Annotated in this window: 19 protein-coding genes and 1 tRNA gene; 8 read left to right on the forward strand and 12 right to left on the reverse strand. The window is 71.6% G+C overall.

Annotation, left to right across the window (positions count from 1 at the left end; translation table 11 throughout):
* The 3 genes from NCCP_RS13090 to NCCP_RS13100 form a co-directional block, all read left to right on the forward strand.
* The coding region (locus NCCP_RS13090; RefSeq protein WP_172627406.1) for a DUF4350 domain-containing protein at positions 1-1,190 on the forward strand (1,190 nt) is incomplete at its 5' end.
* The gene (locus NCCP_RS13095; protein WP_149957732.1) at positions 1,187-2,179 is read left to right on the forward strand and encodes an AAA family ATPase; all 993 of its coding nucleotides are present in this window, start codon (positions 1,187-1,189) and stop codon (positions 2,177-2,179) included. The genes NCCP_RS13090 and NCCP_RS13095, both read left to right, overlap by 4 nt.
* Before the next feature lie 13 nt (positions 2,180-2,192).
* Positions 2,193-3,485 (forward strand): DUF58 domain-containing protein, encoded by a 1,293-nt coding sequence (locus tag NCCP_RS13100; protein ID WP_149957733.1) that lies wholly within the window; start codon positions 2,193-2,195, stop codon positions 3,483-3,485.
* On the opposite strand, the gene NCCP_RS13105 is transcribed toward NCCP_RS13100, so the two are convergent.
* From NCCP_RS13105 to NCCP_RS13125, 5 genes are all read right to left on the reverse strand, one after another.
* Positions 3,482-4,474 carry a uroporphyrinogen decarboxylase/cobalamine-independent methonine synthase family protein gene (locus NCCP_RS13105; RefSeq protein WP_149957734.1) on the reverse strand — a complete coding sequence of 331 codons (993 nt, stop codon included), beginning with the start codon at positions 4,472-4,474 and terminating at the stop codon, positions 3,482-3,484. The two genes, NCCP_RS13100 and NCCP_RS13105, sit on opposite strands and share 4 nt — an antisense overlap.
* A gap of 86 nt (positions 4,475-4,560) precedes the next feature.
* The gene (locus NCCP_RS13110; RefSeq protein ID WP_149957735.1) at positions 4,561-4,980 is read right to left on the reverse strand and encodes a chorismate mutase; all 420 of its coding nucleotides are present in this window, start codon (positions 4,978-4,980) and stop codon (positions 4,561-4,563) included.
* A 154-nt stretch (positions 4,981-5,134) separates the two neighbouring features.
* Positions 5,135-6,268, reverse strand: a complete 1,134-nt coding sequence (gene mnmA, locus NCCP_RS13115; RefSeq protein ID WP_149957736.1) for a tRNA 2-thiouridine(34) synthase MnmA — start codon at positions 6,266-6,268, stop codon at positions 5,135-5,137.
* Complete coding sequence (locus NCCP_RS13120) at positions 6,265-7,503, reverse strand: cysteine desulfurase family protein (protein ID WP_149957737.1); 1,239 nt, start codon at positions 7,501-7,503, stop codon at positions 6,265-6,267. The genes mnmA and NCCP_RS13120 overlap by 4 nt, the downstream gene beginning before the upstream one ends.
* 73 nt (positions 7,504-7,576) lie before the next feature.
* On the reverse strand, positions 7,577-8,437 hold the full coding sequence (locus tag NCCP_RS13125) for a hypothetical protein (protein WP_149957738.1): 861 nt from the start codon (positions 8,435-8,437) through the stop codon (positions 7,577-7,579).
* A 225-nt stretch (positions 8,438-8,662) separates the two neighbouring features.
* Between NCCP_RS13125 and NCCP_RS13130 the strand changes: the two genes are divergently transcribed.
* The 3 genes from NCCP_RS13130 to NCCP_RS13140 all read left to right on the forward strand — a co-directional run bounded on the left by NCCP_RS13130 (position 8,663) and on the right by NCCP_RS13140 (position 10,920).
* Positions 8,663-9,589: a J domain-containing protein gene (locus NCCP_RS13130; RefSeq protein ID WP_149957739.1), complete on the forward strand. Its 927-nt coding sequence runs from the start codon at positions 8,663-8,665 to the stop codon at positions 9,587-9,589.
* A 35-nt stretch (positions 9,590-9,624) separates the two neighbouring features.
* Entirely contained in the window at positions 9,625-10,119 is a 495-nt protein-coding gene (locus tag NCCP_RS13135) for a tRNA (cytidine(34)-2'-O)-methyltransferase (RefSeq protein ID WP_149957740.1), read from the forward strand.
* A 231-nt stretch (positions 10,120-10,350) separates the two neighbouring features.
* Entirely contained in the window at positions 10,351-10,920 is a 570-nt protein-coding gene (locus NCCP_RS13140; protein ID WP_349766080.1) for an anti-sigma factor, read from the forward strand.
* A 30-nt stretch (positions 10,921-10,950) separates the two neighbouring features.
* On the opposite strand, the gene NCCP_RS13145 is transcribed toward NCCP_RS13140, so the two are convergent.
* From NCCP_RS13145 to NCCP_RS13160, 4 genes are all read right to left on the reverse strand, one after another.
* Positions 10,951-11,706 carry a PIG-L deacetylase family protein gene (locus NCCP_RS13145; RefSeq protein WP_149957742.1) on the reverse strand — a complete coding sequence of 252 codons (756 nt, stop codon included), beginning with the start codon at positions 11,704-11,706 and terminating at the stop codon, positions 10,951-10,953.
* Complete coding sequence (locus NCCP_RS13150) at positions 11,706-12,650, reverse strand: electron transfer flavoprotein subunit alpha/FixB family protein (protein WP_149957743.1); 945 nt, start codon at positions 12,648-12,650, stop codon at positions 11,706-11,708. Before NCCP_RS13150 ends, NCCP_RS13145 begins: the two co-directional genes overlap by 1 nt.
* 21 nt (positions 12,651-12,671) lie before the next feature.
* Entirely contained in the window at positions 12,672-13,490 is an 819-nt protein-coding gene (locus tag NCCP_RS13155; protein ID WP_216364722.1) for an electron transfer flavoprotein subunit beta/FixA family protein, read from the reverse strand.
* Positions 13,491-13,568: 78 nt separating this feature from the next.
* The gene (locus tag NCCP_RS13160; protein ID WP_149957744.1) at positions 13,569-14,963 is read right to left on the reverse strand and encodes a S1C family serine protease; all 1,395 of its coding nucleotides are present in this window, start codon (positions 14,961-14,963) and stop codon (positions 13,569-13,571) included.
* Positions 14,964-15,202: 239 nt separating this feature from the next.
* On the opposite strand from NCCP_RS13160, the gene NCCP_RS13165 reads away from it, so the two are divergent.
* A complete protein-coding gene (locus NCCP_RS13165) occupies positions 15,203-17,332 on the forward strand; it encodes a TPM domain-containing protein (RefSeq protein WP_149957745.1) in 2,130 nt (709 codons plus the stop codon).
* Between the two features lie 121 nt (positions 17,333-17,453).
* Entirely contained in the window at positions 17,454-18,191 is a 738-nt protein-coding gene (locus NCCP_RS13170) for a PspA/IM30 family protein (RefSeq protein ID WP_149957746.1), read from the forward strand.
* A 107-nt stretch (positions 18,192-18,298) separates the two neighbouring features.
* On the opposite strand, the gene NCCP_RS13175 is transcribed toward NCCP_RS13170, so the two are convergent.
* The 3 genes from NCCP_RS13175 to NCCP_RS13185 all read right to left on the reverse strand — a co-directional run bounded on the left by NCCP_RS13175 (position 18,299) and on the right by NCCP_RS13185 (position 23,638).
* Positions 18,299-18,372 (reverse strand) — tRNA-Met (locus NCCP_RS13175).
* 210 nt (positions 18,373-18,582) lie between these two features.
* A complete protein-coding gene (locus NCCP_RS13180; protein WP_149957747.1) occupies positions 18,583-19,305 on the reverse strand; it encodes a hypothetical protein in 723 nt (240 codons plus the stop codon).
* A 160-nt stretch (positions 19,306-19,465) separates the two neighbouring features.
* Positions 19,466-23,638, reverse strand: a complete 4,173-nt coding sequence (locus NCCP_RS13185) for a Pls/PosA family non-ribosomal peptide synthetase (RefSeq protein WP_225873832.1) — start codon at positions 23,636-23,638, stop codon at positions 19,466-19,468.
* Positions 23,639-23,899 lie beyond the last annotated feature (261 nt).

Genomic DNA, 23,899 nt, shown 5'->3' on the forward strand with positions numbered 1-23,899 from the left:
CGCTGCCGCCGGCGCCCCACGCGCGCCGCGACGCCGCCCCGGCGCCGGCTCCGGCAGGAGCGGTGGCGCGCCGCCGCTGGCGCCGTGCCCGGCTGTGGGTGGGCCTGCTCCTGCTGGCGCTGGGCGCCGGAGTGTTCTACGCGGCCACCGCCACCGGGGAAGACCGCACGCCCCTGGGGCCGCGGAACGCGGCGCCGGACGGGGCGATGGCGGTGGCCCAGGTGCTGGCCCGCCACGGGGTGCAGGTCTCCCCCGTTCCCACCCTGGACGCGGCGCTGGCCGCACTGGAGGAAGCCGACGGCGGCGCGACGCTGCTGCTCGACGACCGCGGCGCGATCCTTGACGCCGGCCAGCTTGGCCTCCTGGCCCGGGCCTCCGGCCGCACCGTGCTCATCCAGCCGGGTCAGGCGCAGCTGAGGCCGTTCACGGACCGGATCCTGCCGGCCGGCGTCGTGCCGGACGCCGCGTCGCCCGCCGGGGCCGGCTGCGACCTGCCCGTCGCAGCGCAGGCGCCCCGGGCAGCCGCCAGCGGGCAGATGTACCGCGCGGACACCGGCTGCTACGGGCAGGAAACCGCCGCCGGGACCGCCTACGGCTACGCCGTGGACGGAAGCACCACTGTCCTGGGCAGCACGGACTTCCTGGACAATGCCCACGTGCTGGACCACGGCCACCCCGCGCTGGCGCTGTGGACCCTGGGCGCGGAACCGACCCTCATCTGGTACCGGCCAGGGTACTCGGACCTGGCCGCCGCGGAGGCGCCGGCCAACCCGTTCGAGCTGCTGCCCGGCTGGGTGGGCCCCGCCACCGGATGGCTGTTCGTGGCCGCGGCGGCCGCGGCGCTGTGGCGCGGGCGGCGCCCCGGGCCGCTCGTGGAGGAGCCGCTGCCCGTCGTGGTGCCCGCCGCCGAAACGGCGGAGGGCCGTGCCCGGCTGTACCAGGACGGACGGGCGGTGGGGGCCGCCGTCGAGAGCCTGCGTTCGGCGGCGCTGACCCGGATCGCCGCCCGCCTGCGGCTGGGTCCGGCGGCCACGGCCGAAGACATCGCCGCCACGCTGGAAACCGCCGGGTACCGCCCCGGGCCGGCGCTGCGCCGGCTGCTTTTCCCCACCCACGTGCACACCGAGGCGAGCCTCGTGGCCTGGGCCCAAGACCTTCAGACCCTCGAAAAGGAGATCGGTATCCCGTGAGCCACTCAGCGAACGACACCGCGCAGGCAACGGACCTGCACGCAGCCGCCCGGCAGGCCCTGCTGGACGTGCGCCGCGAGGTGGCCAAGGCCGTCGTCGGCCAGGACGCCACCATCACCGGGCTGCTGATCGCCCTGCTGTCCCAGGGGCACGTGCTGCTGGAAGGCGTCCCCGGCGTGGCGAAAACGCTGCTGGTGCGCAGCCTCAGCGCCGCCTTGAGCCTGGACACCAAGCGCGTGCAGTTCACCCCGGACCTGATGCCCGGCGACGTGACCGGGTCCCTGGTCTACGACGCGCACACCGCGGGCTTCAGCTTCCGCGAGGGGCCGGTCTTCACCAACATCCTGCTGGCCGACGAGATCAACCGGACCCCGCCCAAGACCCAGGCCTCCCTGCTGGAAGCGATGGAGGAACGCCAGGTCAGCGTGGACGGCGTGTCGCGGCCGCTGCCGGAGCCGTTCATCGTGGCGGCCACGCAGAATCCGGTGGAGTACGAGGGCACCTACCCGCTGCCCGAGGCGCAACTGGACCGCTTCCTGCTCAAGCTGACCATGGAACTGCCTGAACGCGAGGACGAGATCGAAATCATCCGCCGCCATTCGGCCGGGTTCAACCCGCGCGACCTGGCCGCGGCGGGCGTGGCGCCGGTCGCCTCCGCCGCGGACCTGGCCGCGGCCCGCGCCGGGGTCCGCCAGGTGCACGTGGCGCCGGAGGTCATCGGGTACATCGTGGACATCGCGCGGGCGACGCGGTCGGCACCAAGCTTCCAGCTGGGCGTGTCCCCGCGCGGGGCGACGGCGCTGCTGAACACCTCCCGTGCCTGGGCTTGGCTGTCCGGACGCGACTTCGTCTCCCCCGACGACGTCAAGGTGCTGACCCTGCCCTGCCTGCGCCACCGGGTGGGGTTGCGCCCGGAAGCGGCGATGGATGGCGTGAGCGCGGACGACGTGCTGCGCGCGATCCTCGCCACCGTGCCCGTCCCCCGCTAGGACGGACGGAACCATGGCCCTGACCCGGCGTTTCGTGTGGCTGGCGCTGGCGGCGGTGCTGCCCGTGGTGCTGTTTCCCACCTGGTGGACGGTGCTGTGGACCGCGCTGGCGCTGTGCGCGCTGGCCCTGCTGGATGTGCTGCTGGCACCCTCCCCGCGCGCCCTGGCGGTGGAGCGGGAACTGCCGCGCAGCGTCCGGCTGGAGGAGTCCGCCCCGTCCCGCCTGCTGCTGGCCAACACCGGGCGGCGCCGGCTGGCCGGCTCGGTGCACGACGGCTGGCAGCCCTCGGCGGGGTCCGCCAGGACGTCCTTTGCGCTGGACATTCCGGCCGGCGAGCGCCGGGCCTTCGCCACGGAACTGGTGCCGCGCCGCCGGGGGGACCTGCATGCGGTCCATGCGACGGTCCGCAGCAACGGGCCGCTGGGGCTGGCAGCCCGCCAGCTGACCCTGCCCGCCCCGGGGACGCTGCGTGTGCTGCCGCCGTTCCATGCCAAGCGGCACCTGCCCTCGAAGCTGCAGCGCCTGCGCGAACTGGACGGCCGGGCCGCCATCCAGGTCCGCGGGGCCGGCACGGAATTCGATTCGCTGCGCGACTACGTGCGCGGGGACGACGTGCGCTCGATCGACTGGCGGGCCACCGCCCGCCGGCAGGGCGTGGTGGTGCGCACCTGGCGGCCCGAACGCGACCGCCGGGTAGTGCTGGTTTTGGACACCTCGCGCACCTCCGCGGCCCGGGTGGAGGACGAGCCGCGGCTGGACACCGGGATCGAGGCGGCCCTGCTGCTGGCGGTCCTGGCCGAGCGCGGGGGCGACCGCGTGGACTTCCTGGCCTTTGACCGGCGGGCCCGGGCGCGCGTGGAATCGGTGGCCAAGGGCAGCCTGCTGACCCAGATGGTGGAGGCGATGGCACCGCTGGAACCGGAACTGGTAGAGGCGGACTGGTCCCGGATCCCGGCCCAGGTGCAGTCGATTTCCCGCCAGCGGGCCATGGTGGTTCTTTTGACCTCGCTGGATTCGGGGGCCGTCGAGGAGGGCCTGCTGCCGGTGCTGCCGGCGCTGGCCGCGCGGCACGTGGTGGTGGTGGCCGCCGTGCGCGACCCCGAACTGGAGCGGCGCCGCACCCGGCGCGGTACCGCGTCGGAGGTCTACCGGGCGGCCGCGGCCGAACGGGCCCTGCAGCAGCGCGAGACGCTCAAGGCGGAACTGCGGAGCATGGGTGCGGAGGTGGTCGACGCCGCCCCGCAGGAGCTGCCGCCCGCGCTCGCCGACGCCTACATCCGGCTCAAGGCGGCCGGGCGTCTCTAGGCTTCGGCCAGGACCTGGTTGAGTGCATCCACGGTCTGGCTCAGGAGGGTGAGCACATTCCGCAACGCCTCCGGCGGGGTGTCGGCGAAGCCCGTGACGGGCAACAGCGTCAGGGCCCCCAGGGACTTGTCGCCCAGGCCGAGTTGCCGCCAGGGCCGGAGCACGCGCTCCACGGCCTTGAGCACCCCCGGCGGTGTCCTGCCCGGATCCAGCAGTCCCAGCCACAGTTCCAGTCCATCCTCGACCAGCGCGGCGCTGCGCTCCCAGCCTCGGGTATCCAGTGCCGTCACAGGCAGGCAGACGCCGTCGGCACCCGCGGAAACCACGTCGTCGCATACCTCCGGCAGCACCTCCGGCCCGGCGCCGGGGGCCAGGACCACAGTGGTCGCGCCCGCCCCCCGCAAAGCCTCCACCATTCCGGACCAGGCCCGGACGGCCTCCGGGCGCGGGACCGAGCGCAGGCTGCGGTAGCCGCTGGCGGTGGGAATGGTTCCGGCCAGGACGTCGGCCAGTTCGGGTTCTTCGACAACGACGGTCAGGTACGGGCGCCCGCTGGTGCGCAGGACGTCGGCCACATGGCGCGCGGCGCCGGAAGCCAGGGACAGGGCCAGGTCGCGCCGGGCGCCGTGGTCGCTCAGCGCCCGTTCGCCGTTGTGCAGGTGCAGGTTCGCCGCGAGGGAAAGCGGCCCGCGGAGCTGGATCTTCAGCGCATTGCCGGGACGCTCCTCGGCGCCGATCACGTCCGCCTGCACGCCGAGGTCGGTGGACAGGGCGGAGACCGCCCGGCGGTGGTCGAGTCCGGGGCGGTCGACGAGGCGCCAGCCAAACGGCTGCACGTCCACGTAGAGGTCCTCCAGCATGCCCGCGGTGCGGCCCACGGCGTCAGACCCGACCCCGCGACCGGGGAGTTCCACCAGGTGGGGCAGGTTCGGTTCGCCGAGTTCGCCGCGGACGATCCGTACGGGCTCCAGCGGGTCCAGGCCGGGCATGGGGCCGTGGGCCGTGGCCTGAACCCGGGCCGGGGCCGGGGCCGCTGCCTTTTCTCCCGCCGCGCCGCCGGCCCGGGCGTCGACGCTCAGGACTGCCCGCCCTGATGTGCGGGGGCCGGGGCCGCTGCGTCGTCGGTGGCGTGGGACTCGGAGATGGCCTGGTGGTGGCGGATGACCTCGTCGATGATGAAGTTCAGGAATTTTTCGGCAAAGACCGGGTCCAGGTGCGCTTCGCGGGCCAGCCGGTGAAGGCGCTGGATCTGCGCTGCCTCGCGCCCCGGATCGCTCGCCGGCAGCTTGTGGCGGGCCTTGAGGTAGCCGACGCGCTGGGTGGCCTTGAACCGTTCGGCGAGCAGGTAGACCAGCGTCGCGTCGAAGTTGTCGATGCTGCTGCGGATTCCCAGCAGCTCCTCCATGACGGCGGGATCAACTTCGCCGTTCAGGGAGCTGGCGGCCGGGTCGAAGTCGGGGCCCGCCCCCGGGGCCGTTTCCATCTGATCGCTCATGATCCCCAAGTCTACTGGCCGAGGGCCCCGCCCCGAGCGAAGCGAAGGGGTGGGAGGCCAGGAGACGCTACTGGCCGAGGGCCCCGCCCCGAGCGAAGCGAAGGGGTGGGAGGCCAGGAGACGCTACTGGCCGAGGGCCCCACCCCGGGCGGGCTCAGCCGGCGGCGCCCCGCCAGGCGGCGCTGCGCGCCGAATCGATGGTGGCCTGCCCCAGCACGCGGGTGCCCTGGTAAAGGACCATCGTCTGTCCGGGGGCCACCCCCCGCAGCGGCTCCACCAGCGACACGGCCAGTTCGGGGCGCCCGTCCGCTCCGGCCTGGACGCGGGCGCGTGCCGGGACCGGGTCCCCGTGCGCCCGCACCTGGACCATGCAGGCGAATTCCTCCCCGGACCCGGCCGCCGCGATCGGCAGGCCGGCCCAGCTGACCTTGATGCCGCGCAGCACGTCCACGGCGAGCAGTTCCTGCGGGCCCACCACCACGGTGTTGTCCTTGGGACGGATTTCCAGCACGAAGCGGGGCTTCCCGTCCGGAGCCGGGCGTCCCAGCCGCAGGCCCTTGCGCTGCCCGACGGTGAACGCGGTCGCGCCCGGGTGGGTGCCCACCACGTTGCCCTCGTGGTCCAGGATCTCGCCGTCGGCCATTTCGATGCGCTCGGAGAGCCAACCGCGGGTGTCCCCGTCCGGGATGAAGCAGATGTCGTGGCTGTCCGGCTTGTTCGCCACGGACAGCCCCCGGCGCTCGGCCTCGGCGCGGACCTCGGCCTTGGAGGGGGTGTCCGCCAGCGGGAACAGCGAGTGCTTGAGCTGTTCGTGGGTCAGCACGCCCAAGACGTAGGACTGGTCCTTGGCCCAGTCGGCGGCACGGTGCAGTTCGCGGTTGCCGTCGGCGTCCTCGATGACCTTGGCGTAGTGGCCGGTGCACACGGCGTCGAAGCCGAGCGCAAGGGCCTTCTCCAGCAGCGCGGCGAACTTGATGCGCTCGTTGCAGCGCATGCACGGGTTGGGGGTGCGGCCGGCGGCGTATTCGGCGACGAAGTCCTCGACCACGTCCTCTTTGAACCGCTCGGAGAAGTCCCACACGTAATACGGGATGCCGAGCACGTCGCAGGCGCGCCAGGCGTCGCGGGAATCCTCGATGGTGCAGCATCCCCGGCTGCCGGTGCGCAGCGTGCCGGGCATCCGGCTCAGCGCCAGGTGCACGCCGACGACGTCGTGCCCGGCCTCCACGGCGCGTGCCGCTGCCACCGCGGAGTCGACTCCGCCGCTCATTGCCGCCAAAACCTTCATGAAATGAAACCCGTTCCCGCTGTTCGAATGCTGCTTTCGTGACCGGCCATGCCCGCCTTCCGCGCCCGGGCGTAGGCCTGGGGCAGCGCGGCCACCAAAGCGTCAACGTCGGAGTCCCCGGATGTATGCCCGAGCGTGAAGCGCTGGGACCCGCGCGCCGTCTCCTCGTCCCGGCCCATGGCCAGCAGGACGTGGCTGGGCCGGGGAACTCCGGCGGTGCAGGCGGACCCGGTGGAGGACGCGATGCCCATCATGTCCAGCATGAACAGCAGCGAGTCCCCCTCGCAGCCGGGGAAGGTGAAGTGGGCGTTGCCGGGCAGGCGCGTGCCGGTGTGCCCGGCATCGTCGGGTCCGTTCAGCACCGCTTCCGGCACGGCCCGCGCGACGCCGGCGACCAGCCGGTCGCGCAGTCTCGCCAGGCGTTCGCTTTCCGTGGCCAGGGCCGCGGCGGCGTCGTGCGCCGCCCGGGCGAACGCGGCGGCGGCGGCGGCGTTGAGGGTTCCGGAACGGAGCGCGCGCTCGTGCCCGCCTCCGTGAAGGAGCGGGGCCAGGGCCACCTCCCGGCCCACGAAGAGCGCGCCGATACCGACCGGGCCGCCGATCTTATGGCCGCTGACGGCCATCGTCGCCAGCCCCGAGGCGGCGAAGTCCACCGGCACGGAGGTGAAGGCCTGCACCGCGTCCGAGTGGACGGGGATGCCGTGGGCCGAGGCCAGCGCGACGGCTTCGGCGACCGGCTGCACGGTGCCGACCTCGTTGTTGGCCCACATGGCGGCCACCAGCGCCACCGAGCCCGGGTCGCGCGCTATCTCGGCGCCCAGCACGTCCAGGTCGAGGCGGCCGTCGGCGTCGACCGGGATCCAGACGGCCTCGGCGCCCTGGTGGGCCTCAAGCCATTCCACCGTATCCAGCACCGCGTGGTGCTCGACCGTGCTGCACAGGATGCGGCGGCGGCGCGGATCCGCGGCGTTCCGCGCCCAGTAAAGGCCCTTGACCGCCAGGTTGTCGGCTTCGGTGCCGCCGGAGGTGAAAATCACCTCGGAGGAATGGGCGCCCGCGGCGGCGGCCAGGGTCTCGCGGGCCTCCTCGACGACCATGTGGGCCCGCCGGCCGGCCCCGTGCAGGGAGGAGGGGTTCCCGGTGCGGGCCAGTTCGCGGGTCATGACGGCCAGCGCGGCCGCGGACAGGGGGGTCGTGGCGGCGTGGTCGAGGTAGACAGGGGTGTTGGCGGGCACGCCCCAATTCTACCGGGCTTCGGCTGTCCCGGATCCCCGGTCCTGCCCCGGCCCCGGCCTTCCGCCGGCCCGGTCAGTAGCCGGGCATTTCGGGCATCGGGTTGATCCCGTCCCCGTGGAGGTCCAGCCGCGAGCCGGGCACCACGGTGCGCACCTCGAGTCCGGGGGCGGCGGAAAGTTCGCGGACCAGTTCGGTGCTGCCGGCCACGATCGTGCTGTCCTCGTACAGTTCGCTGGAGACCAGCCAGGCGCGGTCGGCCGGCCAGGCAAGGTTTGGGGCCTGGCGCTCCTCGATGTGCCCGTACCGCTTCCACAGCGGGTTGGCCAGGTCCTTCATGGTGCCGCGGAAGACGTAGTAGGAACGGTAGCCTCCGGCGAGGTCCAGGGTGGGGCCGCCGATTACCTCGGGTCCGAACGCCGGCTTTTTCGCCTCCTCCTCCAGGGCCCGCTGCCCGGCCAGCACGGCGGGGTCGGCCTCCCCCGCATCGGCTGCCGACAGCAGGGCCACCGCGTCGCCGCCATGGATGAACGCGAACCCGTTCCACAGCCCCAGGTAGACCTCCTCCGGGGTGGAGGTGTGGCGGGCCAGGATCCCGGCGAGCACCGCCAGGTCCGGCTGCGGCAGGCCGGTGCCGCTGGGCGGCTCGCCCTCCCACGCGTCCTCCACCAGCATCTCCCCGTATTCGGAGAGCCCGGACAGCGCCGTGAACTGGGCCTCCCCGTGCAGGACGGTGCCCCGCGCGGCGGCGACCTCGGCCCAGCGGACCGGCCGGCCGTCGTCGTCCGTGGCCGGGTGGAAAATCCGCGCGTAGGCCGCAAAACGGGCCGGCACCTGCCCGGCGACGGTGGCGGCAACCTCCGGGCCGGTGGCCGCCTGGGCCAGGTCTTCGACGATCCAGCGTCCGGGCTCGGGGCCCGCGAATTCCAAGCTCATGGGCCCCACCCTAACCCGCCCCGGCACGGGCCGCGGGGAGCCGCCCGGAACGACGGGCGGGACGGCGGTTAAGGCGGTAGGCGGGGGTGCGGCGCGTTGGGCCAAGCCGTCCGCCCGCCGGTAGGATTTTCGCAGTCGGCACCATGCAGGAGCGCTGTTCCCGGGCACCCGTTCCGGACGGCGGGGCCGATCCCACTGGCATCAGGAGCGGAAGGGGCGCACGCCGTGTCGCAGGAGCGGACCCACTACGAGGTGCTCGGGATCCCCGTGACCGCGGACAGCGCCGCGGTCAAGGCCGCCTACCGGCGCGCGGCCCGTGCCACCCACCCGGATCACGGCGGGGACGCCTCCGAGTTCCGGCTGGTCTCGCTGGCCTATGAGACGCTTTCGGATCCCGCGGCACGCAGCGCCTACGACCGCAGCTACGGCGGCACCTCCGCCTACCGGCGCCCGGCCTCGGACGACGCCGGCGCCTACCGGGCCGGCGCCGAGACGGTGCTCCGGCCCGGCCAGGCCCGCCCCACAGCCACCGATGAAACGGTGTACGTCCCGGCGTTCGCGCCCGGCTCCGTTCCCGTGCTGGACCAGGCCACCGCCGCCCAGCGCATGCACGGGGCACCCCGCAAGCGTGGGGTCTTCGGAGCGCAGGCCCGGCTGGCCCGGGAGGCCCGGACCGTCCAACTGCTTTCCACCCACGTGCTCGGGGCGCTGCCCTCGGCGCGCCTGGTCAACGGGCTGCACTCCCCCGCCGACCGCGGCTACCTGGACCACGCCCTGCTGGCCGGGTACCGGCTGGCGCTGGTCGACTCGATGATGCTCCCGCGCGGCGTCTACCGCTGGGACGGGACCAGCCTGCTCCGGGACGGCAAGGCCATCGACCCGCCGCGGCTGGCGCCGGCGGTGCGGCGCATGCAGGAAATCTTCCCGGAACTGAACGTGACCGGATGGACGGTGATCCTGTCCCCGGACGGGAACCTCCACGAGCCGGTCATCGACTACGCCCGCGGGGCGGACCCGGGCTCCGCCGCCGCCGTGCACGTGGTCAACGCGGCGAACCTGGTGCGCGAGCTGAAGATGTTCCTCGGCACCGGCCCGGCCCCCAACGTGGTGGACGTCCCGGTGCTGGCCCGGCTCCTGGGCGGCATGTACTGAGCGCCGGGACCCGGTCCGCGCATAGGATGGGGGCCGTGTTCCGCATTCTTTTCTTCACGCCCGAAATCCCCGGCAACACCGGAAACGCGATCCGGCTGGCCGCGGTCACCGGCGCCGAGCTGCACCTGGTCGAGCCGTTGGGCTTCGATTTCGGGGACTCCAAGCTGCGCCGCGCCGGGCTCGACTACCACGACCTGGCCGTGGTCACCGTGCACAAAACGCTCGCGGACGCCTGGGAGGCCCTGGCCCCAGAGCGGGTCTTTGCCTTCACCTCCGACGGCGAGGAACTGTATACCGACATCGAATACCGCGCCGGCGACGTGCTGATGTTTGGTCCCGAGTCCGTGGGGCTGCCCGCCGAGGTCAAGGCCGACCCCCGCGTCACCGCGCGGGTGAGGCTGCCCATGCTGGAGGCGCGGCGTTCGCTGAACCTGGCCAATTCCGCCTCGATCGCGCTTTTTGAGGCCTGGCGCCAGCACGGGTTCGCCGGCGCCGTGGCCAAGCGCCCCGGCGCCCGGCCCGCCCCGTAGACCCAGCCCCGCAGACCCAGCCGGCAGGCCCACCCCACAGGCCCGGCTCCAGAGGCACGCGCCCGGGCCCGCGCCCCGGGTCTGCCCCGCACGTCCGCACCGAATCTCCGCACCGCATCTCCGCACAGGGCGCTTTGGGGGCGCGTTGGAGCCGGCATCCCGGAAGCGCTCAGGTCCGTGATTTATGCTGGTTGGCGCCCCTGCGCCCGTCCCAAGCAAGAAACGAGTACCATGCGCCGCACCCACCCCGCTGACATCCACGCCGATCCCGCCGCGGACGGGGACCTGGATCCGCACCCGGACCTGGGTTTGGACCTGATCGAGGAGGTCGCCGAACACGACGGCGGGCGGTCCGGCCGGCCCGCAAGGAAGTGGCTCCTGGTCGCCGTCGCGGTTGCCGTGTTGGTGATTGGCGGCATCAGCCTGGCCCTGGCCCTCGCTCCCCGGGACCTGGCCGCGGAAGTCTCCAAGGCCCCCGACCGGGTCGAGACGGCGGTGGAAATCGACGGCGGCGGTACCGCCGTCGTGGCGGTCTCCGCCGATGCCGACGCCGGTACTGTGACGCTGTCCGGCCTTCCGGGCCCGCAGGCCGGATCCGACTACCAGCTCTGGGTCCTGGCGGCGGATTCGGGAAACCCGAGCCCGCTGCAGGTTGTCCCCCGCGACGCGCTGGACACCACCGCGGCCTTCAAGGGCCTGGACGGCATCGAGGCCGTCGCGCTCACCGTCGAGCCGCAGGGCGGATCGGCCGGGCCGACCTCCGGCGCCGTGGTCACGGTGCAGCTTCCCGCCCCCAAATAGGGCGGGACGCCACGCGGCCGGCGCTGCGGGCTAGAAGCCCGCAATGGCCTCCGGGGGGTTGACGGCAACCACGTGGAAGGATTCGGCCAGGCGGTCCCCCGCCATTCCGCCGGCCGCCGCACGGTCCCGGGCCTTGGCCTCCACGAAGGCCTCCATCTTGGCGACGTCGGGATGCTGGGTCAGGTGGTGGCGCAGGGCCTCCATCTTGCGTCCGAAGGTCGCCGTGACGTCCACCCAGTGGTTCTCCCGTTCCCGGGGGCCCGCGTAGAGCCACAGCCAGGGCAGCTTGTACGCGGGCAGGCCCTGCGCCTCCAGTTCCGGGTAGGCGAACGGGTTCTCGGCCGCCGGGTACACGGCCCGCACCACGGCCTCGCCGCAGGCCAGGTGGTCCGGGTGGGAGGACTGGATGCGGTCCCAGTTCCGTTCCGGGTGCATGGCCAGCACGACGTCGGGACGCACCTCCCGGATGAGCGCCACCACGCGGCGCATCACCTCGTGGCTCGGCTCCAGGTAGCCGTCGCGCTCACCGAGGAAGTGGACGTGTTCCACTCCGACGGTGAGCGCGGCCTGGCGCTGCTCGGCGTGGCGCAGCGCGGCCATCCCGGCATGGTCCTCCTTGGCGAAGCCCCCGGCGTCGCCGTCGGTCATGATGCAGTAGTGCACTTCCGCCCCGGCGGCGGTCCAGGCCGCGACGGTGCCCGCCGCGCCGAAGTCCAGGTCGTCGGGGTGCGCGCCGAAGCACAGCGCCCGGCGCACGGGATGGATGGCCGGATCGAAGGACGCCATCACTCGCCCCGCCGGCGCCGGATCTCGGCGGCGGCCTGCGGCAGCACGGTGGCCAGGTCTCCGACCACGCCGAAGTCGGCGATCTCGAACACCGGAGCGTCCTCGTCCTTGTTGACCGCCACGATCACCGTGGAGGTCTGCATGCCTGCCTTCTGCTGGATGGCCCCGGAGATGCCGGCGGAGATGTACAGCTGCGGGGAGACCGTGGTGCCGGTCTGTCCCACCTGCGCCTCGTGCCCGATCCAGCCGGCGTCGGTGGCCGCGCGGGAGGCGCCGACGGCGGCGCCCAGCGCGTCGGCCAGCTCCTCCACCGGACCGAAGTCCCCGTCGACGCCGCGGCCGCCGGCGACGACGATGCGCGCCTCCTGCAGGGCGGGGCGGCCGCTGGCGGGCTTGGCCGCGGTGCCGGTGATGCGGGCCGCGGGCCCGGGCTCTCCGGCCTCGAGCTCCACCACGTGGGCGGTGCCTGCCCCCGGTTCCGCCGGGTCGACGCTGTTGGACTTGACCGTCACCACGGGGATGCCGTGCACGGCGCGGGCAGCGACGGTGTAGGAGCCGGCGAGCACGGGCTTGGTGACCGTCAGGTCGGGGGCGATGCCCGTGGCGTCGGTGATGACGCCGGAGGAGAGCTTAATGCCCACCCGGGCGGCGATCTCCTTGCCCTCCCCGGTGTTGGGCAGGAGCACGGCGGCGGCATCGGCCGCCCGGGCTGCGGCGGCGACGAACGCGGCCTTGCCTGCGACCAGCAGCCCGTCCAGGTCCCCCGCACTGGTGTAGGCGGTGGTGACGCCGTAGGCGCCCAAGCCGGCGGCGGCGTCCGCGCTGCCGGCGGCGACGGCGGCAACGGGGGTGCCCAGCGCGGCGGCCAGGGCCAGCAGTTCGCGCTGCGCCTTGGTCGGTTCTTCCCCTGCGGGGGTGTCGATGTAAACCAGGATGTTGGCCATGGGTCGGTCCTTCTCGTCGTCCTAGAGCAGCTTCTGGTCAGCCAGGAAATCCACCAGGCGGATGCCGGCGTCGCCGGTGTCCTTGATGATGGTTCCGGCCTGGCGCGGCGGGCGGGCCTCGGCGGAGAGGACGCGGGTCCAGGAACCGGCGGCACCGACCTGCTCCGTGGACACGCCAATCTCGGCAAGGCCCAGGGTCCGCACCTTCTTCTTCTTGGCCGCGATGATGCTCTTGAAGTTCGGGTAGCGCGGCTCGTTGGCCTGGTCGGTGACGGAGAGCAGCGCCGGCAGCGGCGCCTGGACCGTCTGCGAACCGAACTCGCCGTCGCGCCGGACGGTGAGGATGCCGTCCCCATCCAGCTCCACCCGGGAGGCCAGGGTCAGCTGGGGCAGGCCCAGCCGCTCGGCGAGCTGGGAGGGCACCAGGGAGGTCTCCCCGTCCGTGGAGGCCATTCCGGTCACGATCAGGTCGAAGCCCCCGAGGTGGCGCACCGCGGCGGCGAGCGCCAGCGAGGTGGCAGCCGAGTCGGAGCCCGCCAGCGCGGGATCGGTCAGGTGCACCCCGTCGGTGGCGCCCATCTGCAGGGACTTCTTGACGGCGCTCGCGGCCGCCTCCGGCCCCATGCTCAGGGCCGTGACGGTGTTGCCGGCCTTGGGGCCGCCGCGGGATTCGGCCAACTGCAGGGCCGCCTCCACCGCGTACTCGTCGAGTTCGGACAGGATGCTGTCCTGACGGTCGATGGTGTGGCCTGGGCCGGAGAGGTGCCGGTCGAACTGCGCGTCCGGGACGTGCTTGACCAGGACCAGGATCTTCAGCGGCGTGCCGGTTGCGTCGCTCATTGCTGCCTTTCCTTGGGGAACGTGGCCACTGGGGCCAGGGTCCATGCTATCGCCCGCGCCGGACCCTCCCGGAAAGGGCTACTCCGTGACTTCGGCAACCGTCACATCGACGCTTTGCGGCTGCCCGTCGCGGGTGAAGTGCACCTTAGCCTGGCTGCCGGCCGCATATTCGCGGATGACGGCGGTCAGGGACAGGCTGTCCTCCACGCTGCGGTCGCCCACTCCGGTGATGATGTCCCCCTGTTTCAGGCCGGCCTTCTCCGCGGGCGATCCCCCGCTCACGCTGCGCACCTCGGCGCCGACGCTGAAGGAGGTGCTGCCGGAGGCGGTATCGGCCGCCTTGGCCTGGACCGTGACGCCGAGCAGCCCATGGGTGGCGGTGCCGTGGGCCACCAGGTCGTTGGCGATGCGCTTGGCGTAGTCGATCGGGACGGCGAAGCCCACGCCGATGTTGCCGCTGTCCCCGGAGGCGGTGGAGCCGGAGGAGGCCGAGGCGATGGCCACGTTCACCCCGATGATGTCGCCGTTGACGTCCACCAGCGCACCGCCGGAGTTGCCCTGGTTGATCGCGGCGTCGGTCTGGATGACGTTGACCGCGATCGAGCCCTGGCCGGAGGGGGCCTCCTGCTGGCCGGGGAACTGGAAATTGAACTCGTCGTCGCTGCTGTCCTGCGACCCCTCGGCGGGAGCGTCCGGCACCGCCGAGGAGGCGATGCTGATGGTCCGGTTCAGGGTGGAGACAATGCCGTCGGTGACGGTTCCGCTCAGGCCCAGCGGAGCACCGATGGCGATCGCGGTATCGCCGACGTTCAGGGAGGAGGAGCTGCCCAACGTGGCCGCGGTCAGGTTGGCGGCGTCGATTTTGATGACCGCCAGGTCGGAGAGCGGGTCGGTGCCGACAACCTTCGCATCGTGGACCTGCCCGTCGCTGGTGCGCACCGCAATGGCCGGGTTGGCCACCTCTCCCCCCAGCGTCACCACATGGGTGTTGGTGAGGATGTGGCCGGCGGCGTCCAGGATGATGCCGGAGCCGGAGCCGGAAGCATTGCCGCCGCTGACCTCGATCGTCACCACGCTCGGGGAGGCCTTGGCGGCGGCCGCGGTCACCGCGGTCACGTTCTCGGGGTTGTTGATCACTACCGGCTGGCCGGAGACCGCGGTGAGGCCGGCGGGACCGGAGGCGTTGACCGCATACCCGGTGGCCACCGCCGTCCCGCCACCCACCAGGGCCGCTGCCAGCATGCCGCCGATCAGCACGGGGGCGCCGAACCTGCGCGGCTGCTTCTTGGGTGCGGGCGCGTGGGGGGACGGGTAGCCAAAGGCGGCGCCCCCGGTGGGGATCGGGGCGGTGGCGTTCCATGAGGAATACGGCGGCTGGGGCGCGCCGGGGCCCAAGGGCGGGGTGTCCGGGCGCGGCGGCACGGCAGGGCCGGAATCGGCGCCGGTGGGGGTGGTGCCGTTGGTCTCGCTCATGGCTGTGGGGTCCTTTCTGGGGTTCCTCGCAACGCTACTATGCCAAGTCAGGCTGTGCCGAGCGCCAGCATTTCCTGAACGTTTGCTGTGGGCCCGCCGAGTATCCGATGGAACTGCCGGGAGCCTGCTTCCGCAAGGCCGCAGCGGTGGACTCGCCCCGGGGGCGCCCCTAGACTCATGACCGACAGCCCCGCGCGGGCCAGCCGGCGCGGGCCGTCCACGATCCCGAAGGATGACGCATGCTATCCACAGTCCCGAGGCAGGCTACGGCACGGCGGAGGTCCCTGCCCTGGCGGGCGGCGGCGGTTGCCCTGGTCCTTGCGCCCGCCGTCGTCTTCGCCCCGGCCGCGGCTGCGGATTCCCCCGTCACCATTCCCCCCGGCGAATTCGTGGTCGACCAGGCCGGGGTCCTGGGTCCGGACCGGGGCGAAGTGGAGCAGGCCATCAAGAACCTGCGCGAGAGCGCGGGCCAGACGCTCTTCGTCATCTACGTGGACAGCTTCACCAATCCCAGCGACATGGACGCCTGGGTCGAGGAAGTGGCCGAAACCAAGGGCATGGGCAGCACGGACTCGGTGCTGGCGGTGGCCGTCGAAACCCGCCAGGCCCGGTTCAAGTCGGACAACGCCGGCCGGATTGCGCCCCTGGACGAGCAGATCTACCGCCGGTACATCCTCCCCAGCCTCGTCGAGAACCGGTGGGCGGAGGCCGGCGTGCGTGCGGCCGCCGGCATCGAGGATGCCGCCGACGGCAGCCTCTCCGGCAGGTCCGGATCCGGGCCCTCCGGATCCTCCGGAACCGCTGCACCCTGGATCATCGGCGGGGTCCTGGCCGCCGGCGGCGCCGCCGCCTGGGCACTGAGCCGGCGGCGCGCCCGGCAACCGGTCCCGGCCGGGATCCCGGCCGGGTACGGCCCTGACTACAGGCCCGAGCCCGGATACGGGCCCGGGCCCTCGGAGCCGCCTGACCCGCTCGCAGGGCTCTCCGTGGAGGAACTGCGCCAGCGCAGCGGAAGCCTGCTCGTTGCGGCCGACGACGCCATCCGTTCCAGCGAGCAGGAGCTGGGCTTCGCCCAGGCCCAGTATGGCGACGAGGCCATCCGTCCCTTCTCCGAGGACCTTGCCGCCGCCAAGGCGCACATGAGCGAGTCCTTCAGGTTGCAGCAGCAGCTCGACGACCACATTCCGGACACCGAGGAGCAGCAGCGTACCTGGCTGGGGGACATCATCCGCCGCTGCGAAGCCGTCAACGAGAGCCTTGAGCGGCACCGCGCGGACTTCGAGCAACTGCGCAAGCTGGAGCGACGGGCTCCGGAAGCGATCGCCTCGCTCAAGGGCCAGGTTCCCGCGCTGCGGTCCCGGCTGGCCACCGCCGAGGGCACGCTGGCGGCCCTGGCGAAGGAATACGCCGAGTCGGCGCTGGCCCAGGTCCGCGACAACATCGCCCAGGCCACCGCGCGCCTGGACTTCGTCGGGACCGCCGTGGCCGAGGCCCAAGCCAAGCTGGAGGCGCAGCAGAGCCCCGAGGCCGCCGTCGCCATCCGCGCCGGGGAGGAGGGCCTGCACCAGGCCGGAGTCCTGCTGGACGCGATTGACCGGGCCGGCGGCGGCCTGGCGGACACGCGGGAGGCCTTGGAGGAAGCCGTGTCCGCGGCGGCGCAGGACCTCGCCCAGGCGCAGGCACTGGTCGCCGGCGGGCGGAACCCGGAGCTGGCCGGCCCGGCCGCCGCCCTGTCCCGGGCCCTTGAGGAGGTGGGCGCGCGGATGCGGACGGGCCGGATCGACCCCGGGGAGCTGCTGCGCACCGTGGAGCAGGCCCGGGCCCGCATTGAGGCGCCGCTGGCCGGCGTCCGCGACCGGCAGGAACAGGCGCGCCTTGCCGCGGAGCAGCTGCACTCGGCGATCCGTTCGGCGCAGGCGCGCATCCAGGGCACCAATGACTTCATCCGCACGCGGCGCGGGGGCGTCGGATCGCGCGCGCGCACCCGCCTGGCCGAGGCGCAGCGGAACCTCGAGGAGGCGCTGCGGCTCTCCTCCAGCGACCCGGTCGCCTCGCTCCACTATGCCCACCAGGCCATCTACCTGGCCGACCAGGCGGCCGCAGAGGCGGAGAACGACGTCAACGGCTTCGGCGGCCGCGGTGGCGGCGGCTTTGGCGGTGGGGGCTTTGGCGGCGGAGGCTTCGGAGGAGGGCTCAGCGGCGCCATCCTGGGCGGGATCCTCATCGACTCGATCCTGCACGGTGGCCACGGGGATGGGCACGGGGACGGCGGCGGCCTCTTCGGCGGGGGCGGCTTCGGCGGCTTTGGCGGCGGGGGAGGCTTCGGCGGCGGAGGATTCGACGGCGGAGGGGGCGGCGGAAACTTCTGAGCCCCGCTCCGGCAGATGCCGGAGCGGGGCGGAAAACAGGCGTTGCGCCGGCCCCCGGGCCGGCGCACGGGCAGTCAATCAAAGGCAAGTGGCAACCGAAGACAAACCGGAAGGTGACCCCGTGGTGAAGCAATCAATCTTTGGGCGCATCGCTCAGCTGGCCAAGGCCAACATCAACGCCATCATCGACTCGGCCGAGGACCCGCAGCTGATGCTGGACCAGATGGTTCGCGACTACACGAACAACATCGCGGAGGCCGAAGCCGCCGTGGCCCAAACGATCGGCAACCTGCGCCTCCTGCAGGAAGACCACGCGGAGGACATCCAAACCGCCGCGGACTGGGGCAACAAGGCCCTGGCCGCCTCCCGCAAGGCCGACGAGTTCCGCGCGGCCGGTTCCACGGCCGATGCGGAGAAGTTCGACAACCTCGCCAAGGTCGCCATCCAGCGCCAGTTGCAGGCCGAAAAAGAGGCCAGGGCCGCCGAGCCGACGATCGCCTCCCAGGAGGAGATCGTCGCCAAGCTCAAGAGCGGCCTCCAGGCCATGAAGTTCAAGCGCCAGGAACTGGTCGCCAAGCGGGACGAGCTGATCGCCCGCGCCAAAGCGGCCCACGCCCAGGCCCAGGTCCAGGATGCCATCAAGAGCATCGACATCATGGACCCCACCAGCGAGGTCTCCCGATTCGAGGAGAAGATCCGCCACGAGGAAGCCCGCGTGCGCGGTGCCAGCGAACTGGCCGCATCCAGCCTCGACGCCCAGTTCGAGTCACTGGAGGACCTGGGCGAGCAGACGGAGATCGAGGCCCGCCTGGCCGCGCTTAAGTCCGGCGGCTCCCCGGCACTCGGCGGCGGAGCCTAACGCCCCTTGCCTCCGGAGGGCCGCTTCCGCCGCCGCGCGCGAGCGCCCTCTTGGGGCGGAAAACGCGCAAGGCCGGTCAGGATTACTCCTGACCGGCCTTGCTCTCGTTGCGGGGAGAGGATTTGAACCTCTGACCTCCGGGTTATGAGCCCGGCGAGCTACCGAACTGCTCCACCCCGCGTCGGCAAGACAAAACTATACAGACATCGGCGACTATGTACAAATCGGCGGTCCGGCCGTATATTTCCGCCCCCCCACTCCCCCGCTCCAGCCCGCCCGCGCGGGCCGGAGCACCCGCCTGCCAAAGGCCCCGGCCCGGTGGCACCGGACCAGGGGCATAGGCCAGGGGTTACAAGCCAGGGGTACATCCAAGCCGGGGACGGCTGCCCGACTACTGCTGCCCCGGCATCTTTTGCCAGAACTGCATATTCCCCGTCACGCAGGAGACCTGCCCGGTCCCGGTATTCGTGGAAGCGGAAGACCCGTCCATGGATACTTCGCAGCCCAGGGTCGCGGTGCCGGTGGATTCGACGGAGACGGCCGCGTACGGCAGTCCCGTGAAGGACACGTCCTTTTGCCAGTCGCCGGTGATTTCCTCCTCCACCGTCTCGGATCCGTTGAAGTACGCCACGACTGCCGGCTCATCCGACGTCACCACGTAGCGCACGGTGTGCGTCCCGACGACCTGGTTCGCGAAGTAGGCGACCATCACCGTGACAATTCCCGCAATCACCATGCCTGCGGCTCCCAGCACAATACCGGCGATGGCCATGGCCTTCTTCTGCTTCTTCCGCAGGGCCACCACGCCGAAAACGATGGCCAGGGGGCCCGCCAGGAAGCTGAAAAGGCCAATCACCGGAACGGAAGCCTCCAGGAAGGAGACAATGCCGATGACCAGGGCAGTGAGGGCCAGCCCCATCGGCGGCGGCGCGCCCTCGGCGTAGTCGTGGCCGGCCAGTCCCGGGTACCGGGACTGGAGGTCCTGGACGATTCCCCGGGGTGCCGGAACGGTTCCCTCGGGAGTGCCGCCCTCCGGGGGTAGGCTCTCCGGCGCCTTGCCGTCGTGCGGATCCGTTGCGGGAGAAATGTCGGACCGGGGCGTTTGGTCATACATGGTGGAACCTTCCTCTGGGTAGCCTTCAAGGGAGAAGTCCTGGCGGGCCGGCCGTGTCCCCGGAGTCGCTTCGGATCCGAGTCGGTCGCAGCGGATCCGAGTCGGTCGCAGCGGATCCGAGGGGGGCCGGGGCGGCCCGGCGCGGGGACGATCGCGCTCCCTATTTTGGTGCCGCGCCCACCTGCCGGCGGCCCGAGCGGTCCGCTATCTGCCGGGCCGGGTTGCCGCCATACAGGACGTTGGCCGGCACTTCCTCCCCCTTCATGAGGAAGGAATCGGTCTCCAGGACGGCACCGTCGCCCATGGCCACGCTGTAGTGGACAAAGCTTCCGGTGCCCAGGGTGCATTCGTTCCCGATCGTGGTGCCATCGAGCTTGAAGGCTCCGTCCTCCATGGAGTGGCACTGGATGCAGCTTTGGGCGTTGATGGTGCAGTAGTCGCCAATGGTCACCAGGGTCTTCTCCGGTATGACCACGCCGTCGTCAAAGAGCTGCTTTCCGACCCTGACGCCGAGCAGGCGCAGAAGGAGCGGTTTGAACGGGGTGCCGTTGAACAGCTGTTCCACTCCGTCGGGGGCGCTGAGTTTCCAGAAGCGTTCGTGCCGCCAGAAGGGCTCCTGGTAGATGGAGCAGAACAGCGGAACCAGCCTCCGGAAGCCCTGGCTGGCATGTTCCACAAAAGCGCTGACGGCAATGCGGTAGAACAGCAGGAACACTGCCGATGCCATCACCGCGAAGGCCCCGAACTGGAAGAGCAGGCCCAGTGTCAGTGCCCCGACCACCAGGGCCACGTAGAAGTTGAACCAGCGGACGAGGAAGAAAAGGGCCAGCGTCACGCCGTTGTGCCGGTTCTTCAGCGGCAGGCGCTCGCGCAGTTCCTCTTCGGTCTTCATCTCGTCGAAGGTGCTGTCGCGTTCCACCGAACGCGGAATCTCGAAGGGTGGGGACCCCAGCAGCCCGGTGTTTTCCCGCAGCGGCCCGTCGATGGGAACCATGACCTTGGTCCCAAAGAGGCAGTTGTCTCCGGTGCGGCCACCGGGCGGGTAGGCGATCTCGTTTCCGTAGTAGCTGCGCGCGCCGATCGATACGTGGGCGGCCCGGAAGGAGGTGCTGGAGTAGTCGGTGTTGATGATGGACAGCCCGTCCGAGACCATCGTTCCGCTGCCCACGGTGGACAGCAGCGGATTGTCCTGTGCGAGCCCGGTGCCGAAGTTCGATCCGGTCTGCACCAGTCCGGGCTGGTGGTAGCCCAGCAGCCGCAGGTAGTGGACCACCAGGGAGCTGTCGCCCGAAACCTGCATGAAGAACCTGTTGTTGGTCAGGCCCTGGATCCACCGCTGGACCACAAAGCGGATGCCGAACAGCGGGTAGACCTGCCCGGGGGCCAGGAAGAGGTTCAGCAGGCGGGGAATGAGGGCCACCGCAAGCAGGCCGGCCATGATTCCGGGAAAGAACACCGCCACGGAAATGCCCAGGAGCTCGAGGTATAGGGGCCACCTGGTCGCGGTCAGCAGGCCGGTCGCCAGGAACGGCGGCAGGGTGAGCGCCACCGCGCTCATCCCCAGGGGCAGCACGATCGCAAACCGGGTGAAAACCGTCCAGAGGCTGTACAGCACCCGCCGGCGCATTGCTCCCTCCGCCACCGGTTCCACCGTCCGGTAGTTGGCCGTGGCGGGCTGGGCCGGCGAGCCGTGCCAGGACTGCCCGGCCGGCACCGACTGGCCCCGGTGCAGCGCGGAGGCATGCCCCAGTTGGGCGTCGTCGCCCATGGACGTGTGGATGTCCAGGAAGGTGCGTTCGCGGATGAGGACGTTGCTGCCCAGCGTGACCGGGCCCGTTTGGATCCGTCCGCCGCGGGCCCGGTAGCAGCTGAAGAAGGCGTCCTTTTCCGCTATGGTCCAGTTTCCAACGGTGAGCAGGTCCGTGCACACCGGCACTGCGGAGAAGATGGTGACGCCCTTGCCGATCTTCGCGCCCAGGGCCCGCAGGTACAGCGAGTAGACCGGGGTACCCACAAACATCCGCAGGGGGTTGAGGTTCACGAGGTTCTTGACGAACCAGAAGCGGATGTAGGCCAGCCCCCAGATCGGGAACTCCTGTTCCTTCCAGCGCCCAACGAGGATCCATTTGAGCAGGATGGGGAGGATGCTGAACACCAGGAAGGCGCCGACGCCGAACACGATGGACTTTTGGATGACCGTCACGGGGTAGGGATCATCGATGATCCAGAAGAAGGCCGCAATCACGATGGAGACCATGGCGTAGCCATAGGCGGCCGCGATCAGCAGCTGCAGGGCTCCGCACAGCACGTACTGCGCGGTCGGGGCCTTGTACACCGGCTCCGCCGCGGCTTCCACCTGTTCCGCGGACTCCTCGCCCGCACGTTGATCCAGCACCGCGGCCAGGCGGCGGATGTCCGGATTCTGGTAGATGTCGCGCATGGCCGGCGGGAACGTGAAGCCGGATTTCCGCAGGCCCGCCGAGAAGTTTGCCATCAGCAGCGAGTTGGCCCCCAAGTCGTTGAAGAAGTGCGCCGTCGTGGAGACCTTCTCCACGCCCAGCACCGACCCCAGGCACCGGGCGAGCAGTTCCTCGGTCGGGGTGGCCGCGGTGGTGAACTCCCCGCCGTCGCCGCCGGTGATGCGGGCCCTTGTGGGTGCGGGCAGGTTCTTGCGGTCGGCCTTGTCGCTGGGAAGCATCGGGATCTTGTCCAGCTGTTCCAGGTAGGCCGGCACCATGTAGGCGGGCAGGCGCTCGCGCAGCCGCTCCTGGAGCTCGCGCACGTCCACCTCGCTCACGCCGTGGCGCAGGCTGTAGTAGGCAACCAGTTCAACGGCACCGGGGGCCGGGGTGTAGGTGTCCACCACGGCCTGGGCGATGCCCGGGTGCTGCAGGAGCACCGATTCGATCTCGGTCAGTTCGATGCGGTAGCCGCGGATCTTGACCTGGGTGTCGATCCGGCCCAGGTATTCGATGGTGCCCTCGGCGGTGAAGCGTCCCAGGTCCCCGGTGCGGTAGATGCGCCCCGAAGGGTTGTCGGGGATGCCGAGGAAGTCGGGGATGAAGGCCCGGGCGGTCAGGTCGTCCCGGTTGACGTAGCCGCGGGCCAGGCCGATCCCGGCCACGCCAATCTCGCCCGTCTCGCCCGGGGCCAGGGCGCGGGGCGCGTCGGGGTCCAGGATCACCGCGGTGTAGGTGGGCAGTGGAGTGCCCAGGGTCACCGGCTTGTCGGGGTGCACCTCGTCCCAGGTCGCGGTGACGGTGGCCTCGGTGGGGCCGTAGACGTTGAGGAAACGCCGCCCCGGGCGGTGCCAGCGCGCCACCAGGTCCCGCGGGCACGCCTCGCCGGAGACCAGCAGGAAGCGCAGTTGCGGCAGGTCCTCGTCCAGGGTGGCCAGCAGGGTGGGAACGCAGCACATCGCGGTGATGCCGCGTTCCCGGATGAACTGGCCCAGTTCCATGCCCAGCAGGCTGGTGCCCCCGGGCTTGGGGACCAGGGTGGCCCCGACCATCCAGGGCACCCAGATTTCCTCCATCGAGAAGTCGAAGGCGATTGTCATGCCCTGGTAGACGCGGTCCTCGGGGACGTAGCCATAGGTCTCCGCGGCGACCTGCACGAAGTTGCAGATGCTCGGGTGCTCGACGGCGACGCCCTTGGGCCGGCCGGTGGAACCGGAGGTGTAGATGATGTAGGCGAGGTCGCCGGCCGGTTCACCGAGCTCCCCGGATTCCAGCCGGCCCGCCTCCTGGCCGGCGACCAGCGCGTCCTCCTCGTCGAGGCAGACCACCACCGCCCCGGTGCGCTCGACCCGCTCGCGCTGCGCGGAGAGCGTGAGGACAAAGCCGACGCCGGCATCGCCAATGATGTAGGCCAGCCGGTCCTCGGGGAACCCTACGTCCAGCGGCACGAAGGCGGCGCGGGCCTTGAGTACGGCCAGCAGGGCGACGTAGGAGCGCACCGGCTGGTCGAACAGCAGGGCCAGCCGGTCCCCGGGACGCACGCCCCGGGCAATGAGGTAGCGGGCCAGCTGGTTGGCCCGGGCATCGAGCTGTGCGTAGGTCAGGGACATCTCCCGGCCGTCCACCGCCAGCCGGTCCGCGTGGCCCGCGGCGGCCAGGGCGTCGCACCGGTCCTCGAACAATCCCTCCAGCCGCTGTCCCGGACGCCACCGCACCCCCGCCGGCGTGCCCGCCAGCAGCACGCCGGCCGGTACGCGGAGGGCATCCAGCGGCTGGGCCAGCCGGTGCCGCCCCCCGCCCTTGGACCCCGTGCCCGGTGTGGCTGTCCACGTGGCCGAACGGTGCTGGCCCCGGCGCTCCGCCGGCGCGCTCATGCCCTGGCCCCGATCCGCGCTGCCCGTGGCAGGGCGCAACTGATTACCTCATGCCGTGCGGTCATGGCAGTCCCCTTCCCCCAACAGTGCGGACCGCAGGTGGCCGCACGTGCCTTAACCCAACGTGTGCGAATGCTCCACGGCCATTGGACGATAGGGGGTGTTAGCCGCGCGTTATTGCGGCGTTATTGAGGTGTCACCGGGCCCGGCCCCGGTCCTTGCCTGCGAGGGAGGGCCGGGGCCGGGCCAAAAGGGTGGAAG

It is taken from the genome of Zafaria cholistanensis (assembly GCF_008580665.1).
Taxonomy (GTDB): Bacteria; Actinomycetota; Actinomycetes; order Actinomycetales; family Micrococcaceae; genus Zafaria; species Zafaria cholistanensis.